Source organism: Shewanella sp. MF05956, from assembly GCF_059758055.1.
The window spans coordinates 12,736-27,387 of record NZ_JCAYNV010000020.1; the positions used below are offsets into that span (position 1 = coordinate 12,736).

The 14,652-nt window shown below is 42.0% G+C and carries 13 protein-coding genes; 9 read left to right on the forward strand and 4 right to left on the reverse strand.

All coding sequences use genetic code 11. The features are described from left to right. Positions 1–79 precede the first annotated feature (79 nt). From tgt to secF, 4 genes are read left to right on the forward strand one after another with little or no spacing between them, the layout of a single operon-like run. Positions 80–1,204, forward strand: a complete 1,125-nt coding sequence (gene tgt / locus AC19MX_RS18515; protein WP_432401755.1) for a tRNA guanosine(34) transglycosylase Tgt — start codon at positions 80–82, stop codon at positions 1,202–1,204. 25 nt (positions 1,205–1,229) lie between these two features. Next, positions 1,230–1,562, forward strand: coding sequence for a preprotein translocase subunit YajC (yajC, locus tag AC19MX_RS18520; RefSeq protein WP_432401757.1), 333 nt, complete (start codon positions 1,230–1,232; stop codon positions 1,560–1,562). A gap of 17 nt (positions 1,563–1,579) precedes the next feature. After that, the gene (gene secD / locus AC19MX_RS18525; protein ID WP_498299408.1) at positions 1,580–3,430 is read left to right on the forward strand and encodes a protein translocase subunit SecD; all 1,851 of its coding nucleotides are present in this window, start codon (positions 1,580–1,582) and stop codon (positions 3,428–3,430) included. A gap of 14 nt (positions 3,431–3,444) precedes the next feature. Next, complete coding sequence (gene secF, locus AC19MX_RS18530; RefSeq protein ID WP_160055624.1) at positions 3,445–4,392, forward strand: protein translocase subunit SecF; 948 nt, start codon at positions 3,445–3,447, stop codon at positions 4,390–4,392. Positions 4,393–4,675: 283 nt separating this feature from the next. Here secF and AC19MX_RS18535 read toward each other — a convergent pair whose 3' ends face one another. From AC19MX_RS18535 to AC19MX_RS18545, 3 genes are all read right to left on the reverse strand, one after another. After that, positions 4,676–4,915 carry a hypothetical protein gene (locus AC19MX_RS18535; protein ID WP_498299409.1) on the reverse strand — a complete coding sequence of 80 codons (240 nt, stop codon included), beginning with the start codon at positions 4,913–4,915 and terminating at the stop codon, positions 4,676–4,678. A gap of 49 nt (positions 4,916–4,964) precedes the next feature. Further along, positions 4,965–6,905, reverse strand: coding sequence for a putative bifunctional diguanylate cyclase/phosphodiesterase (locus AC19MX_RS18540; RefSeq protein WP_498299410.1), 1,941 nt, complete (start codon positions 6,903–6,905; stop codon positions 4,965–4,967). A 509-nt stretch (positions 6,906–7,414) separates the two neighbouring features. Beyond that, positions 7,415–7,816 (reverse strand): DUF3224 domain-containing protein, encoded by a 402-nt coding sequence (locus tag AC19MX_RS18545; protein ID WP_498299412.1) that lies wholly within the window; start codon positions 7,814–7,816, stop codon positions 7,415–7,417. Positions 7,817–8,240: 424 nt separating this feature from the next. On the opposite strand from AC19MX_RS18545, the gene AC19MX_RS18550 reads away from it, so the two are divergent. From AC19MX_RS18550 to AC19MX_RS18570, 5 genes are all read left to right on the forward strand, one after another. Next, positions 8,241–8,558, forward strand: a complete 318-nt coding sequence (locus AC19MX_RS18550; protein WP_432401767.1) for a putative signal transducing protein — start codon at positions 8,241–8,243, stop codon at positions 8,556–8,558. A gap of 259 nt (positions 8,559–8,817) precedes the next feature. Then, positions 8,818–9,177 carry a rhodanese-like domain-containing protein gene (locus tag AC19MX_RS18555; RefSeq protein ID WP_498299413.1) on the forward strand — a complete coding sequence of 120 codons (360 nt, stop codon included), beginning with the start codon at positions 8,818–8,820 and terminating at the stop codon, positions 9,175–9,177. Between the two features lie 7 nt (positions 9,178–9,184). Continuing rightward, positions 9,185–10,096, forward strand: coding sequence for a precorrin-2 dehydrogenase/sirohydrochlorin ferrochelatase family protein (locus tag AC19MX_RS18560; RefSeq protein ID WP_498299415.1), 912 nt, complete (start codon positions 9,185–9,187; stop codon positions 10,094–10,096). A 79-nt stretch (positions 10,097–10,175) separates the two neighbouring features. Next, positions 10,176–10,712: a YaeQ family protein gene (locus AC19MX_RS18565; protein WP_432401773.1), complete on the forward strand. Its 537-nt coding sequence runs from the start codon at positions 10,176–10,178 to the stop codon at positions 10,710–10,712. Between the two features lie 542 nt (positions 10,713–11,254). Further along, positions 11,255–11,857, forward strand: coding sequence for a CBS domain-containing protein (locus AC19MX_RS18570; protein ID WP_432401775.1), 603 nt, complete (start codon positions 11,255–11,257; stop codon positions 11,855–11,857). 67 nt (positions 11,858–11,924) lie between these two features. Here AC19MX_RS18570 and AC19MX_RS18575 read toward each other — a convergent pair whose 3' ends face one another. After that, positions 11,925–14,369 (reverse strand): S8 family serine peptidase, encoded by a 2,445-nt coding sequence (locus AC19MX_RS18575; protein ID WP_498299417.1) that lies wholly within the window; start codon positions 14,367–14,369, stop codon positions 11,925–11,927. Positions 14,370–14,652: the final 283 nt, after the last annotated feature.

Below are 14,652 nucleotides of genomic sequence, written 5' to 3' on the forward strand. Positions count from 1 at the left end.
TTAACCTTGAAGCATTAAAATTTGCCCTCATTACTATAGAAACTAAACAAGTCAGACTGTTTATCTGGCAAGGTGATTTATGAAATTTGAATTAGACACAACTGATGGACGTGCGCGTCGCGGACGTTTGATATTTGACCGTGGCACAGTAGAAACGCCAGCATTTATGCCTGTAGGTACTTACGGTACCGTTAAAGGTATGACGCCTGAAGAAGTGCGTGCCACTGGTGCAGACATTTTATTGGGTAATACTTTCCATTTATGGCTACGCCCTGGCGAAGAAATCATGCGCAAACATGGTGACTTGCATGACTTTATGAACTGGCAACGTCCAATATTGACTGATTCGGGTGGATTTCAGGTGTTTAGCTTAGGCGACATTCGTAAAATAACCGAAGAAGGCGTGCATTTTCGTTCACCGATTAATGGTGAAAAAATCTTTTTAGATCCAGAAAAATCAATGCAAATTCAGGATTCATTGGGTTCTGATGTTGTGATGATTTTTGACGAATGTACGCCATACCCAGCAACACATGACGAAGCGCGTAAATCAATGCAAATGTCACTACGCTGGGCAAAACGTTCGCGTGATGAGTTTGACCGCTTAGAAAATCCTAACTCACTGTTTGGCATTATCCAAGGCGGTGTTTACGAAGATTTGCGCGATGAAAGTGTCAAAGGATTATTAGACATTGGCTTTGATGGTTACGCCGTTGGTGGCTTAGCGGTTGGAGAGCCTAAAGCAGATATGCACCGCATTTTAGAGCATGTTTGTCCGCAGATCCCTGCTGATAAGCCTCGCTATTTAATGGGTGTAGGTAAACCAGAAGATTTAGTAGAAGGTGTGCGTCGTGGCGTTGACATGTTCGACTGTGTCATGCCAACACGTAATGCCCGTAATGGCCATTTGTTTACCAGCGAAGGGGTAATCAAAATCCGTAATGCGCGTCATCGTGATGATACCGCAACGCTTGACGCTAAATGTGATTGTTATACCTGTAAAAACTATTCACGTGCTTATTTATACCATTTAGATCGTTGTAATGAGATTCTCGGTGCGCGTTTAAACACCATTCACAACCTACGTTACTACCAAATGTTGATGGAAGGTTTGCGCGGCGCAATTCAGACAGGTACATTAGACGCCTTTGTGAAGGAGTTCTATACCAGTCTTGGTCGTGAAGTACCTGAGTTAATCGATTAATTTTAGCTAATAAGAAGAGAGAACTATGTTAATTTCAAATGCTTATGCAAGCCCAATGGGTGGCGCTGCCGGTGGCGAAACCATGCAGTTAATTTTTATGCTTGTGATGTTCGGGTTGATTTTCTACTTCATGATTTTCCGTCCACAGTCAAAGCGCGTTAAAGAACACAAAAACCTAATGGCAGCAATTTCAAAAGGTGATGAAGTGTTAACTAGCGGTGGTATTTTAGGCAAAGTAACCAAAATCAGCGAAGAAAGTGATTACGTGTTATTAGCTATTAACGATAACAACCAAATTACGATTAAAAAGGATTACATCGCAGCGGTATTACCTAAAGGTTCTATCCAGTCGTTATAAGCCAAGAGGGCTATGGTGTGTTAAATAAATACCCAATGTGGAAAAACATCATGGTGGTGCTTATCATCGCCATTGGTGGTTTTTATGCCATACCGAATCTGTATGGTGAAGACCATGCCGTTCAGGTAGTGGCAACTCGTGGTGCAGAAGTAACTGCGTCAACTCAAGCCAACGTTGTACAAATGTTAGAAGGTAAAGGCATTGCGATTAAGCGTGCTGAGCTTGAAAACGGACAATTGTTAGTTCGAGTACAAAACCCTGAGCAACAGTTAGTGGCTAAAGAGGCCATTGCTGAGCAACTCGGACAAAAATTTACCGTCGCACTTAACTTAGCGCCAGCAACCCCTGAATGGCTTGAAGCTGTTGGTGGCTCGCCAATGAAGTTAGGTTTGGACTTACGTGGTGGTGTTCACTTCTTAATGGAAGTGGATATGGGCGAAGCGATCCGCAAAATGGAAGAAGCCAAAGTGGCTGATTTCCGTAGCCAACTACGTGAAGAAAACATCCGTTACGCTGGTGTTCGTAAAACCCCTAAAGGCATTGCGATCAAGTTTCGTGATGCTGATACGGTTAGCAAAGCTGAGAATTATTTAAAAACTCGCAGCAACGATATGGTCTATACCGATGCAAGCACTGATAAAGAGTTTGTATTACTGGCAACGATGAGTGATGTATACCTTAAGCAAATTAAGGAAGAAGCATTACAGCAAAACATCACGACTATTCGTAACCGTGTTAATGAGTTAGGTGTTGCCGAACCGGTAGTACAACGTCAAGGCGCTGAGCGCATTATTGTTGAACTCCCTGGTGTGCAAGATACTGCACGTGCAAAAGAGATTCTAGGTGCTACAGCATCGATTGAGTTTCGTATGGTGGACGACAAAGCAGATGTGAGTGCAGCGGCGAGTGGCCGCGTACCAGCCGGAGCTGAAGTGTATCAGCGCCGTGAAGGTGGCATTGCTGTTCTGAAAAAAGAAGTGATGTTAACGGGTGATCACATTACCGGTGCACAACCGGCATTTGATGAATACAGCCGTCCGCAAGTTGCGATTAATCTTGACGCGAAAGGCGGCACGATTTTCTCTAACGTGACCAAAGACAACATCGGTAAACCAATGGCAACATTGTTTATTGAGTACAAAGACAGCGGCTTACGTAATCCTGACGGCACCGTTAAAATGACACGTATTGAAGAAGTCATTTCGGTTGCGACGATCCAGGCGCGTTTAGGTCGTAACTTTGTGATTACGGGTCTTGAGCACAGTGAAGCCCAAAGCCTTGCATTACTGCTTCGTGCTGGTGCACTTATTGCGCCAGTGACAATCGTAGAAGAACGTACAATTGGTCCAAGCCTAGGTGCTGAAAACATCGAAAACGGTGTACAAGCAATGGTATGGGGCATGGTTGTTGTGCTGGTATTTATGATGGTTTACTACCGTGCATTTGGCTTTATCGCCAACCTTGCATTGATGGCTAACTTGATTATGGTTGTGGGCGTAATGTCGATGATCCCTGGTGCGGTATTAACCTTACCTGGTATTGCTGGCATGGTGCTAACAGTCGGTATGGCTGTTGACGGAAACGTGCTTATTTTTGAACGTATCCGAGAAGAAATTCTAGGCGGTCGTAGCGTACAACAAGCCATTCATGAAGGTTATGGTAATGCGTTTTCAACCATCGCCGATGCTAACATCACCACCTTTATGACAGCACTTATCTTGTTTGCTGTGGGTACCGGTGCGGTTAAAGGCTTTGCTGTTACCTTAATGATAGGTATCGCGACTTCGATGTTTACAGCCATTGTTGGCACACGCTCAATCGTCAATGCGATTTGGGGTGGTAAGCGCGTTAAGTCATTATCTATCTAAAGGAGAAGTTGAATATGTTTCAGATATTTTCAGTAAAAAACACAGTCGACTTTCTTCGTCATGCATTTCCTATCAGTGTTATGTCGCTTATCTTAGTGATTGCTTCTTTTGTGTCGCTAGGCGTGCAGGGCATTAACTGGGGATTAGACTTCACTGGCGGTACTGTTGTTGAGATGGAGTTTTCAGCACCGGTTGACTTAAATGCGTTGCGTGCAACCATGACAACGGATGACGCTGAAGGCGCAGTGGTACAGAACTTTGGTTCTAGCCGCGACGTTTTAGTGCGTTTACCTGTAAGAAGCGAACTGAAAAGTGATGCTCAGGTGGCTGCAGTATTAACGGCAGCTCAATCAATTGATGCTGGTGTAGTGCAAAAACGTGTTGAGTTTGTGGGTCCACAAGTCGGTAAAGAGTTAGCAGAACAAGGCGGCCTCGCGGTTATCGTTGCCTTAATCTGTATCCTCATTTACGTTTCATTTCGTTTTGAATGGCGCTTAGCAGCAGGTTCTGTTGCGGCACTCGCTCACGACGTGATTGTGACCTTAGGGGTGTTTTCGGTATTACAGCTGGAGTTTGACTTAACGGTATTAGCCGGTTTGTTAACGGTTGTCGGTTACTCACTTAACGATACCATCGTAGTGTATGACCGTATTCGTGAAAACTTCTTGAAAATGCGTAAAGGCACACCTGAAGAAATTGTGAATACCTCAATTACTCAAACCATGAGCCGTACTGTTATTACTACCGGTACGACCTTGATTACGGTTATTGCGCTATTCCTTAAAGGTGGCACCATGATCCACGGCTTTGCAACTGCATTGCTATTGGGTATTTTTGTGGGTACATACTCATCAATTTACGTGGCGAGTTATTTAGCCATTAAATTGGGTATTAACCGCGAACACATGCTACCGGTAGAGATTGAGAAAGAGGGCGCAGATCAGCCTTCAATGGTGCCTTAACACGCATTGTTACTGCTCAATGGCTCACAACAAACCCCAGCTTGCTGGGGGTTGTTGTTTTATCGTTATCAATTATTAAATGTGTTCAAACACTCGCCTGAAAGTAATGCCCCCAGCAACTTCGGCTTTGCGTACTCGCTATTTGCAAGGGAACACCCATAACTACATTGCGACGTCTTAATCAAACACCACTTAGCGCATTCTGAGTGGTCACTTATTAATGCGGATTGGTATAAAACGTTATCGTAGCTAGCATGAAGTATTAGGCTGGATGTTGTTGGTTTTATCGCTGAGCAGATTGTTCACGAAGATGTTGTTCACAGGCGGTAACCAGGGTTTGATACCAAGGCGTGTCAGTTTCGATGACTAAGGCTTCCCAGCCATCGGTACTCAATATCTCTACGGTAACTAATTTAAGCGAGCGATCATTGTTTACCGTTAGCCTAAATGTTCCTACCGCAGTGTTTAATCGACTAATGTTAATCAGTTTGCGGTTAGCGGTTTGAGTATTTATGCTTATCATCGCCTAACGTCCTTTATCACGACGTAATGTCGTTGATATCATAAAACATCTAACCCGCTTTTATTTGTACTACAGGAGCTTTAGTGGCTTGCGGCGCATATACACCAGTGCCTGTCATTGCAATATGATTAAAATTTTTGCTAATCATTTTACTGCCGACATCTTTAGAGGTTTCTGGACGGCTAATTAAATAGCCTTGAATGCAATCAATGCCGAGCTTTTTCACTAATTCAAACTGTGGCGCGGTTTCAACACCTTCAGCAACAATTTTTAAATCAAGGGTTTTACCCAAGCCACTAATTGAATTTAAAATCTTTTCATATTTTGGGTTAATGTTAGCTTGGTCAATAAACAGTTTATCAATTTTAATCACATCCACAGGTAAATTAGCCAAGGTGGACAGTGAACTAAAGCCAGTACCAAAGTCATCAATGGCAATTAACACTCCGGCTTGACGCAGTTTTTCTAAATCTGATATCACGTTTTCAGAAGCATCAATAAAGCAAGACTCGGTGATTTCCAATAATAGTGCTTTAGGCGGTAATCCGACCTTATTAATGATTTCCATCACCCAATCATGAAGCGGGATATGGGCTAATTGCACCCCAGAAATATTGACAGATATTCTTACCTTATTCATACCTGCATTATACCAAGCCGCCATTTGGCGACAGGCTTCAATCATGATCCAATTACCCAGTTCTAAGATTAAGTTAGAGTCTTCTGCAATGGGAATAAATTCAGCAGGCGAAATAGAGCCTTCTGTTGGATGGTGCCAGCGTACGAGACATTCAAAGTAATCGATGCTGAAATCGTTCACATTCACAATGGGTTGAAAGGATAAACTAAAGTTTTGGCTCGCCATAGCCAGGCGCATTTCTTCAAGTAAATAGTGATAACGACGCATTTTATTGCCCATTTCAGGCGAATAAACACGGTAAATACCTCGTCCATCCGTTTTAGCGCGATACATTGCAACATCGGCCATTTGTAATAAGGTGTTGGGATTTGCCGCACTGTCGGGATAAACCGCAATCCCAATGCTTGCACCAATTTTAATTAACTTATTGCCTAATACAAAATCGCCTTCTATTTCTTGTAATACATTTTGAGCAACTTCTATAGCGATGTTTTCATCTTGTAAGTCTTCAATAAATATCGAGAACTCATCACCACCTAATCGCGATAAACTTAACTCCAAGCCTAATGTTGGTGCAAAATGACTGAGTTTGCGGTTTCGCACCACAGTCGCAAGTCGTTGGGCTACCTGAATTAATACTTCATCACCAAAACTGTGGCCAAACGAGTCATTCACCTGTTTAAAGCCATCAAGGTCGATAAACAATAATGCCTGTTTTATCTTTAGGGCTTGGGCTTTTTCAAGTTGAGTTTGCAGGTGTTGTAAATAGGCATGACGGTCTATCAGTCCTGTCAATTTATCTTGATGTTGGCTAATGATATTTTTATGCTGTTGCTCATGAATTTGTTTATTGAGCTCAATCAGAGCCAGGCTCAGTTTAGAGATAGTATTTTGTTGTTCAACCTGAGGCGGAGTAATATTAAAGGCTGCCAATAGCTTATTGGTTTCGTTGTTGACCACTTCTAAAGACTTATCAAGCTTTCTCTTTTGTCGGCGAGTAATGTAAAACGGAATACCTATGGCAAAACTGCCTAAAAGCAACAAAGGCAAGTTGCTGAATAGCATAATGTTATTAAAGGCTTCATCAAGACTGATTACTTTTATTTTATTATCAATTTTTGACAACACAACATAGTTTTTTTCGTTGTCGGACACAATTTTGTAGTTCAACAACATGTTCGCCCAATGATTGTTTACTGGGGTCACATTACGTTGATCGAATTGTTGTAAATTGACGTTGTTATTATCGCGATTAAAGACTTGTAAACTTTGGTTTAGCGTTAATATAACTAAAAGATATAACCCGACCAATAAACTTAAACAAAGCAAGATTATTTTGGATGTCCGCATTAGTCAGGGCTCTTAATAGTGAATTATATTGGTTTTTTGACGGGCTATGAATTGAAGTAACCCGTTTATAATGAATTTCTGAGTGTAGAGTATATGTCACCATTTAACAATTGAGTCTGTGGCTTTTTATTCATTTTTTAATGAGCATGGTTGAGGTCGGAAATGTTTTTATTTATGTAAATCAACAATGAGTTAGCCTCAAGTCGAGACCATAACTCAACACTAAGATGGGCCAGCGTTCAGGCTTTAATTAAGATATAAACTTGCTACTCATAATGAGGCATCTATTTAAATCTAAGCCATTGATACACCGTTTTTGTACCATTGCGTTCAAGTGTTCAAAATACTCTCTTTGAAATAAAGTCATTATCTATGTGTAGGCTAATACTTTTTACTGACAAATAAGCATGGCGATAATAATTTTATTTTATAGCGTGTTTTATAGCGTGTTTTATAGCGTGTTTTTTGGCGTGATATAACGCGAACGTTATGCAGTGATTAATCCACCATTAAGGTAAGTTAAACGTTATCACATATTCAGCTTGACCATTCTCGGTTGACGTAAACTCGCCTTGACCAATATATTCTGTCAGATTTTGTGTGCCGGAACCCGCAATAACCGCAAATTGGCTTTGAGCTACGCCTGCGATAAATGTTCCATTATGCTGAAATATGATCCGGCCTGTGATTTCTGGTGTTGTAACCGTTAGCTCCTCTATACCGGTAAATACCGCAGTAGTATCTTGTTGATATGACATTGCATAACGGATCTCCGCCAAGCCGGTGATGTCTCCAGAGTAAGTTTGTTTTATGCTTGCAATCGTTTGTTTCGTGCCATCGTCATGCTCTGCGTATGACGTTTCATTCCATTGGGTGATTTGAAAAACGCCTTTTAAGACAACCTTGGTCATGTTGAGTCCTTTTGAACACGAGCTTTGCTCTATGTTATCGATAAGCTTAAGGTAATCATTGTTTAACAGAAATGTCCAATTTATACCATTCCATGCTAATAAGTGATGATTAAGCGAGAGTGTAAAAGGGCTTAAATAAGGCGCATGAATGCATAGTGGTTCTCTTTCGAAGTCATACAATGCAATGTAAGCCCTTTTTATACTCGCCTGAAAGGAATGCCCCTGCAGTTTTACTTTGCGTTGTCGCTATTTGAAAGGGAACATCCATGACAGCATTGCGATGCCGTAATCAAAAAACGCTGGACGCATTCTGAGTGGTTACTTATTAATGCGGATTGGTAATATAAACAATACTCGACAGATTTTAGTTGAGGCAGTAGGATTAAACAAAATTTGCCAGCAGAGCAATGCAGTAGGATAACGCATGGAACAACGAAAAGTATTATTGGCCGGTGGCAATCTGTTACAGGCTCACACATGGAAAGGGCTACTGGAAACCAGTGGTATTGAAGTTGATCTTAAAGGTGAAGCGCTGATAGGTGGCGTGGGTGGCCTTCCTATCGAAATGCAAACTGTCGAATTATGGGTGATGAACACCCAGTTAGCCGCTGCACAAACGTTACTTGATGCCCTCGAAATAGAACAGCCACAATGGCAATGTGTTCAGTGCCATGAAATAAATGAAGGCAGCTTTGAATTATGCTGGCAGTGCAGCGCGCAAAAGAGTGAAACGCATAACTGAATGTTATAGCCAAGTGGGTGACTGTGATTGGGTATACACTCATAAGCTATATCAATTAACTGATATTAATCCACCCACTATTATTTTAATGAGTGATTAACGAATATTACGTAACATTCACTGAAACAGACAGATAAAATCTATCTAAACACTTGTATAAAATTGTTATTTTCTTAAGCTATTGAATAAACCTTTTTTATGGTTTTGACGTATGTAGGTGCCATTGTATCAAGTGGCGTTATCTTTTTAAGGACTCGTTATGCAAGCCTCTCCTGCATTTGCTCGTTTAGTTGAATCAGTTATGCCCCATGTTACGTTAGTGACTATCGAGCAGTATCAGCAACAAGAACAATGGCAATTAATCGATGTACGTGAAGACAATGAATGGTTGCAGGGGCATTTGCCCAATGCCAAGCATGTAAGTCGCGGTATTATTGAACGAGATATTGAACACCGTTTTCCGGATAAAAATACGCCAGTTTTGCTCTACTGCGTTGCAGGCCAGCGTGCTGCATTGGCAGCTTATAATTTGCAATTGATGGGCTATACCCAAGTTGCTTCTATGGTTGGGGGTTATCGAGCCTGGATCCAACATCAATTCCCTATTGTTCAAGACTGAGATTTAAATGCAATATTTTCCACTGTTTGTTGATACTCAAGGTTTACGTGTGTTGCTTGTTGGCGCGGGCGAGGTGGCAACGAGAAAGCTCGATTTGTTGTCGCGAACAGATGCCATTATTCATGTTATTGCACCTGACGTTGCTAAAGATATTGAGACCTATCATGCAAAGGGGCGTATTACGTTATCACGTCGTGCAGTGACAGATGCCGATATTGCACATGTGGATATCGTGTATTTAGCCACAGCAAATGAACAGCTTAATATGGATTTTGCTGACTTAGCCAATGAACGTGGTATCTGGGTCAATGTGGTCGATAATCCGTCGTATTGTCGCTTTATTACCCCTTCAATTGTCGACCGTGGACGCTTAGTTGTTGCGATTAGCACCGCGGGTGCAGCGCCTGTATTTGCTCGGACTATCCGCTCACGGTTAGAAACCATGCTGCCGTCATCATTGGCCCCATTATTTGATTTTGTTGCAAGTAAACGCGAGGAAGTTCAGCAAACCCTTGCCGACGGTAAAGACCGCCGACTCTTTTGGGAGCGCTTCTTTAACAGCAATCAAGATAAATTCGATAATCTCACTGAACAGCGTTATGCAGATGCTTTTCAAGAGATGAGTCGACAAGGTGAAATTTTATTGTTGACCGAGCACACTCCAGCAAACTTGTTACCGATAGCTGCAATGCCATTATTGCAAAAACTGGATGTGATTTTTAGTGATGAAGCCGTTGATAGCGATACCAATGAGTTGTTGCGCCGAGATGCAAATAGAACCTCTATTCCTAAATTAAGTGAGATTGCGGATCATTATGAGCAAGGCGAGCGTATGCTGATTGTCGCCAGCCCTGAAAAAGTGGCTCAGTTAATTGCTTATTTCCCGATGGCAAAACATTTGCGACCGGGTGCGTTATAACGTTTTAAGCGTGCTCAACTAACACGCCGAGTCTAGTTTGTAGTAGACTCGGCTTTTTTATGCCTATTGAGAGCGTCTAATGGCCGCCAAAGCTACCGTATATAAAGTTGCACTTCAAATTGCTGATATGGATCGTCATTACTATGCTGATCATGCTATTACACTTGCTCAGCACCCTTCAGAAACCGATACGCGGATGATGGTTCGATTATTAGCCTATGCACTAAATGCATCGGAGTCATTAGCGTTTAGCAAAGGGTTATGTGTCGATGACGAAGCCGAATTATGGGATAAAAGTTTAAGCGATGAAATTAACTTGTGGGTTGAGTTTGGCCAGGCTGATGAAAAGTGGTTACGTAAAGCCAGTGGCCGAGCCAAGCAAGTTATTTTGTATACCTATGGCGGGCGCAGTGTGCCTATTTGGTGGCAACAAAACCAACAAGCATTAAGTCGTTATGACAACTTGTCGGTAGTTAACTTTCCTGAAGAAGCCGTTAAGCAACTCGAGGTCTTTGTCACTCGTAATATGGCGCTTCAAGTCAGTATTAGTGAAGGGCAAGTATGGTTTTCTGACAAAGACAACAGCGTCATGATAGAACCTGAAAAGCTTAAGTAATGAGCACTTGGGTTACTCGACCTTTGGTTATTCGCATAAGGCCTACTTTATCCTGAGGGAGTCAGGCAGTTAATATTAACGCTTCCTCTCGCGTTAAGGCTCAAACATTATTTAATCAAACACAGCGATGTCTCATCGCTGTGTTAACTCTGCACTATTTATCATATTAATTGGTTATCACATTAGATTGGTTATCACATCATATTAGTTATCAGGTTAGTTAGCAGATTAATTAGCATATGAGCTAGGCATTTATCTCACCAAAAACATTCGCTTTTTAAACATCAAGATAAGCTTTTAATGATAAGCGCCTTTTAATGCGACTACTTTAATGCCGCTAAGCGCCTAGCACATTGCATATCATTACAATGTGAATTTAACCTTAATTTACTAATTATGAATAAAGTTTAATCCAAAGGGTATTGTACTAATAAAATCGCAGGCAGATAATCAAAACATGTTTCAAACAATATGTTTATCTTATCCGTTTGATTAACAATGATTTTGTTATTCTGCGGTGGCAGTTGATTAAGGATGTTATTGTGAAAAAATTAGCATTATACCCAGTAGAGAAAATCGACGAGTTAACCTCTCCAGAAGCACACGAAGATATCTCAATCCTTTCTTCTGCTGTCAATATCTTCACTGACTTTAAGAAAGTGACCCCGTTAGTGATTGAATCTAATGCATCTGCTGTAGAAGTTGAAAGCTTGATGCAAAAGTCTCATGTACGTCTTAAATTAGTGGTTAATCATAAAAATGAATTTATTGGCTTGATAAGCTTTGAATCGTTACACAACCAAGAGATTTTAAAACGCGTCGCTGAAGGCCATCAACGTGAACAACTTAAAGTCACAGACTTTATGATTGCCAAAGATCAGTTAAAAGCTATCGATTATGACGACTTAAGCTATGCCAGAATTGGCGACGTAATTGAAACGTTAAAGTCAGCGGGCCAGCAGCATTGTTTAGTGTTAGATAGAAAAAATCATGCTATTCGTGGTGTGCTATCAGCTAATGATATTGCTCGCAGATTAAAATTAGCGGTCGATGTCAGTACTCCCAATTCATTTGCAGCGATTTTTGATGTGATCAGTAAAATTCAACAGCCTGCGGTATTAAATACATTACAACCACACTTTTAATATTTTACGCATTGTTGAACAAAAAAATAGCCACATAATGTGGCTATTTTTAATTCAACAAAGACTGTTACTGAAAGCTTAAAGTCCAAGTATCAATATAACCCGTATCTCTGTTAGCGTTATCAACCGCTTTCAGTGTCCATACACCGCTCGACTCAACGCCTGTCATGTTTGCGCTGTACGTTTGGGTAATATTGTCGGTTCCGCCACCGGTATTGTTATGTAACACAACGCTTTGGCCTGTTGGGCTAATCAGTTGGATTTTTAAATCGCCAATATAGGTGTGGATCACACCTAACGACACCGATACCGTTCCAGAGTTGCCCGTACGGCTTACCGTGATAGGGCTAGTGATCCCCGTGGTGTTGTTATCTGGAATGGTATAGTTGTTGGTATTGGTGTAAATCGCTGGACCACCCGTTCCGCTGCCAGAACTTGCCGCAGTATAATTAGCCACTAAGCTTACGCCGCTAAAGGCACTGTAACCTTGTACCATCACGTAATAGGTACCTGATTGCGCCGTAGCAATAGGGCAAGACTCTGCATTACCGCTTTTCCACGGACGACAGTCGTAACTGCTCGTGGTTGGCGAAGCGCCATACTGCACATACATGTCAGCATCACCCGTACCACCACTCATGGTAAAGCTTAGATTTGTTGCCCCTGCTGGTACATCAAGCGAATAATAAAGTTCATCATTTTTTGCCCCAGCTAAACCGGTTTTAACTACCCCTTTTTCAAGCTCGTTATCACCTGAGCCGGTACCAGGATCGGTTGGGCCAGTACATGATTCATCTAGATAAGCTTTTGCAGCAGTAGCATTGACCATACCAAAGCCAGTTTTGTTGTCGCGGCCTGCGACATTTAAGTCATCTGCCGTTGCATTTAGTGCTGCACGGATCTGAGTCGCACTACATTCTGGGTGGTAACTCCACACTAATGTTGCGACGCCCGACACATGCGGTGTCGCCATTGACGTGCCGTTATAGTATTCATAATCTTGATTGCCCAAGTTTGAAACCGTAGCCGATTGGCCAATTTTGGCTCGTAGCGCTAAACCTGTTGCACGGTCAACAGACATAGATGGCACTGTAATTTCACTGTTTGCATCAACCAAAAAGGGATTCTGTAAGCCAGGCAATGCGGTGTTACTGTAAACAATAATGCCTTTTGCACCTGCGGTTTTACACGCTTTAACGGCGTTGATTTCTGGGTAGCTAGCGCCTTGATTACCTACACGCTCCACCAAACAAATTTTATTACTCATGCTGCCACAATTAAAGCTTGTGCCATTGACGCTACACTCTGCCAATGTCGCAGTAGCGCTTGCGTTAATGGGTGCTGACGCATAGCTACTGCCAGATGGCGTTAAGCGGTTATGCGGAACAACACCATTATTAAAGTAAGATTGGCCAGCAATAGTGATATCTGCAGTGCGGCCTTCGCCGACAGTCACCGTTGATAAAATCGCTTCACCCGGGCCAGAAATCTCAACTTGGTCGGTGTATTGTGAAAATGCAGCATGGTCGCGATTGCTGTCTACCGCAGCAACAGACATCACGCTGTCATACGATGCAGGGTAACTGTAACTGCTGTCACCGGCGTTACCTGCAGCAGCAATCAATAATACGCCATTATTGAAATGGGCATTTAATGCATTACGCTCGGTGGTGGTTGAGCCGCTGCCGCCCAAACTCATTGTGACTACATCCGCGCCACCTGAATTAACACAGGTATCAACTGCCGCAACAAGCGATGAAGAATAACCCCATCCCGCTTCGTTAAACACCTTAACTACATGAATATTGGCATTTTGGTTTGGCATAACACCCACCACGCCTTCATTGTTGGCAATCGCCGCTATGGTGCCCGCAACATGCGTACCGTGCGCATTATTATTGCCTGGCTGATACCAGTTGCCGGTACCTGAGTTATTGGTCCCCGTGACATTATTACCGCTTAGGTCGTTGTGACTGCGATCGTAACCCGAATCAATAATACAAATGGTACGGTTTCCTGCTTGGCTGTCACTCAATACTGTCGCGCCGACATAAGTTTGCCCCCACGGGGTGGTTTCGGCTAATAAGCGACGCGGTAAATCTTCTTCTACGTATTCGACATCTTGACGCAGACGCAATGCTCTAATAGACGTGCTGTCGAGCTTGGTTGAATAACTATTGCTTCGACCTATTCGTTTCATTTCTCGTGCTTTAACACTGTTAAGCGCTCTTAGCTGGCTGAAGACTTCATTGGTACGAGGTTGATAGTCCATACTACTGGTATCAGTGACATCGTTAGCGCTTTGGCTAAGTGCAATATCACTCATCACTTGCGCTGCATTGTCGTTTCTAAATTTAACGATATAACGCTTAGGCAAAGGGGGCTGTTGTTCAATCTGTTGATTTGTTAAAGAAAGGGTTAACGGGCTTGGTGCGGCATTGACTTGAGTTGAGATGGCTAACGCCAATGCTGTCATGCTAAGCACAACAGCCTTATGTTGATTTTTTTTCATTTTATCTTCCATGTTATCAGGGTTAAATATTGTCTTTCTAATTATGTTTTATCGATAAGCTATGTTTGCTTAACAGAATAAAATGTAATCAAAAATTAACCTATTGTAAATAAAATGTTAACAAAATATCTTTTTGAACAAGTGTTCTAACATGCTGATTTTGAATTTTTATTAGTTTTTATTGAATTAGTATTCTCTTGTGGAGTGAGGTTGTTGCGTGGTTTTACTGCATTTGTAGCGGGTTGTGTTCGATGAAAGCGCTTAACTAAAAAGTTGGATTATG

Bases quoted from the DNA above. Each gene is read 5' to 3' on its own strand.
- AC19MX_RS18555 (WP_498299413.1), top strand. From the start codon at position 8,818: ATGCAAGCCTCTCCTGCATTTGCTCGTTTAGTTGAATCAGTTATGCCC.
- tgt (WP_432401755.1), top strand. From the start codon at position 80: ATGAAATTTGAATTAGACACAACTGATGGACGTGCGCGTCGCGGACGT.
- AC19MX_RS18535 (WP_498299409.1), bottom strand. From the start codon at position 4,915: ATGATAAGCATAAATACTCAAACCGCTAACCGCAAACTGATTAACATT.
- AC19MX_RS18575 (WP_498299417.1), bottom strand. From the start codon at position 14,369: ATGAAAAAAAATCAACATAAGGCTGTTGTGCTTAGCATGACAGCATTG.
- AC19MX_RS18550 (WP_432401767.1), top strand. From the start codon at position 8,241: ATGGAACAACGAAAAGTATTATTGGCCGGTGGCAATCTGTTACAGGCT.
- AC19MX_RS18540 (WP_498299410.1), bottom strand. From the start codon at position 6,905: ATGCGGACATCCAAAATAATCTTGCTTTGTTTAAGTTTATTGGTCGGG.
- AC19MX_RS18545 (WP_498299412.1), bottom strand. From the start codon at position 7,816: ATGACCAAGGTTGTCTTAAAAGGCGTTTTTCAAATCACCCAATGGAAT.
- secF (WP_160055624.1), top strand. From the start codon at position 3,445: ATGTTTCAGATATTTTCAGTAAAAAACACAGTCGACTTTCTTCGTCAT.
- AC19MX_RS18560 (WP_498299415.1), top strand. From the start codon at position 9,185: ATGCAATATTTTCCACTGTTTGTTGATACTCAAGGTTTACGTGTGTTG.
- AC19MX_RS18565 (WP_432401773.1), top strand. From the start codon at position 10,176: ATGGCCGCCAAAGCTACCGTATATAAAGTTGCACTTCAAATTGCTGAT.
- yajC (WP_432401757.1), top strand. From the start codon at position 1,230: ATGTTAATTTCAAATGCTTATGCAAGCCCAATGGGTGGCGCTGCCGGT.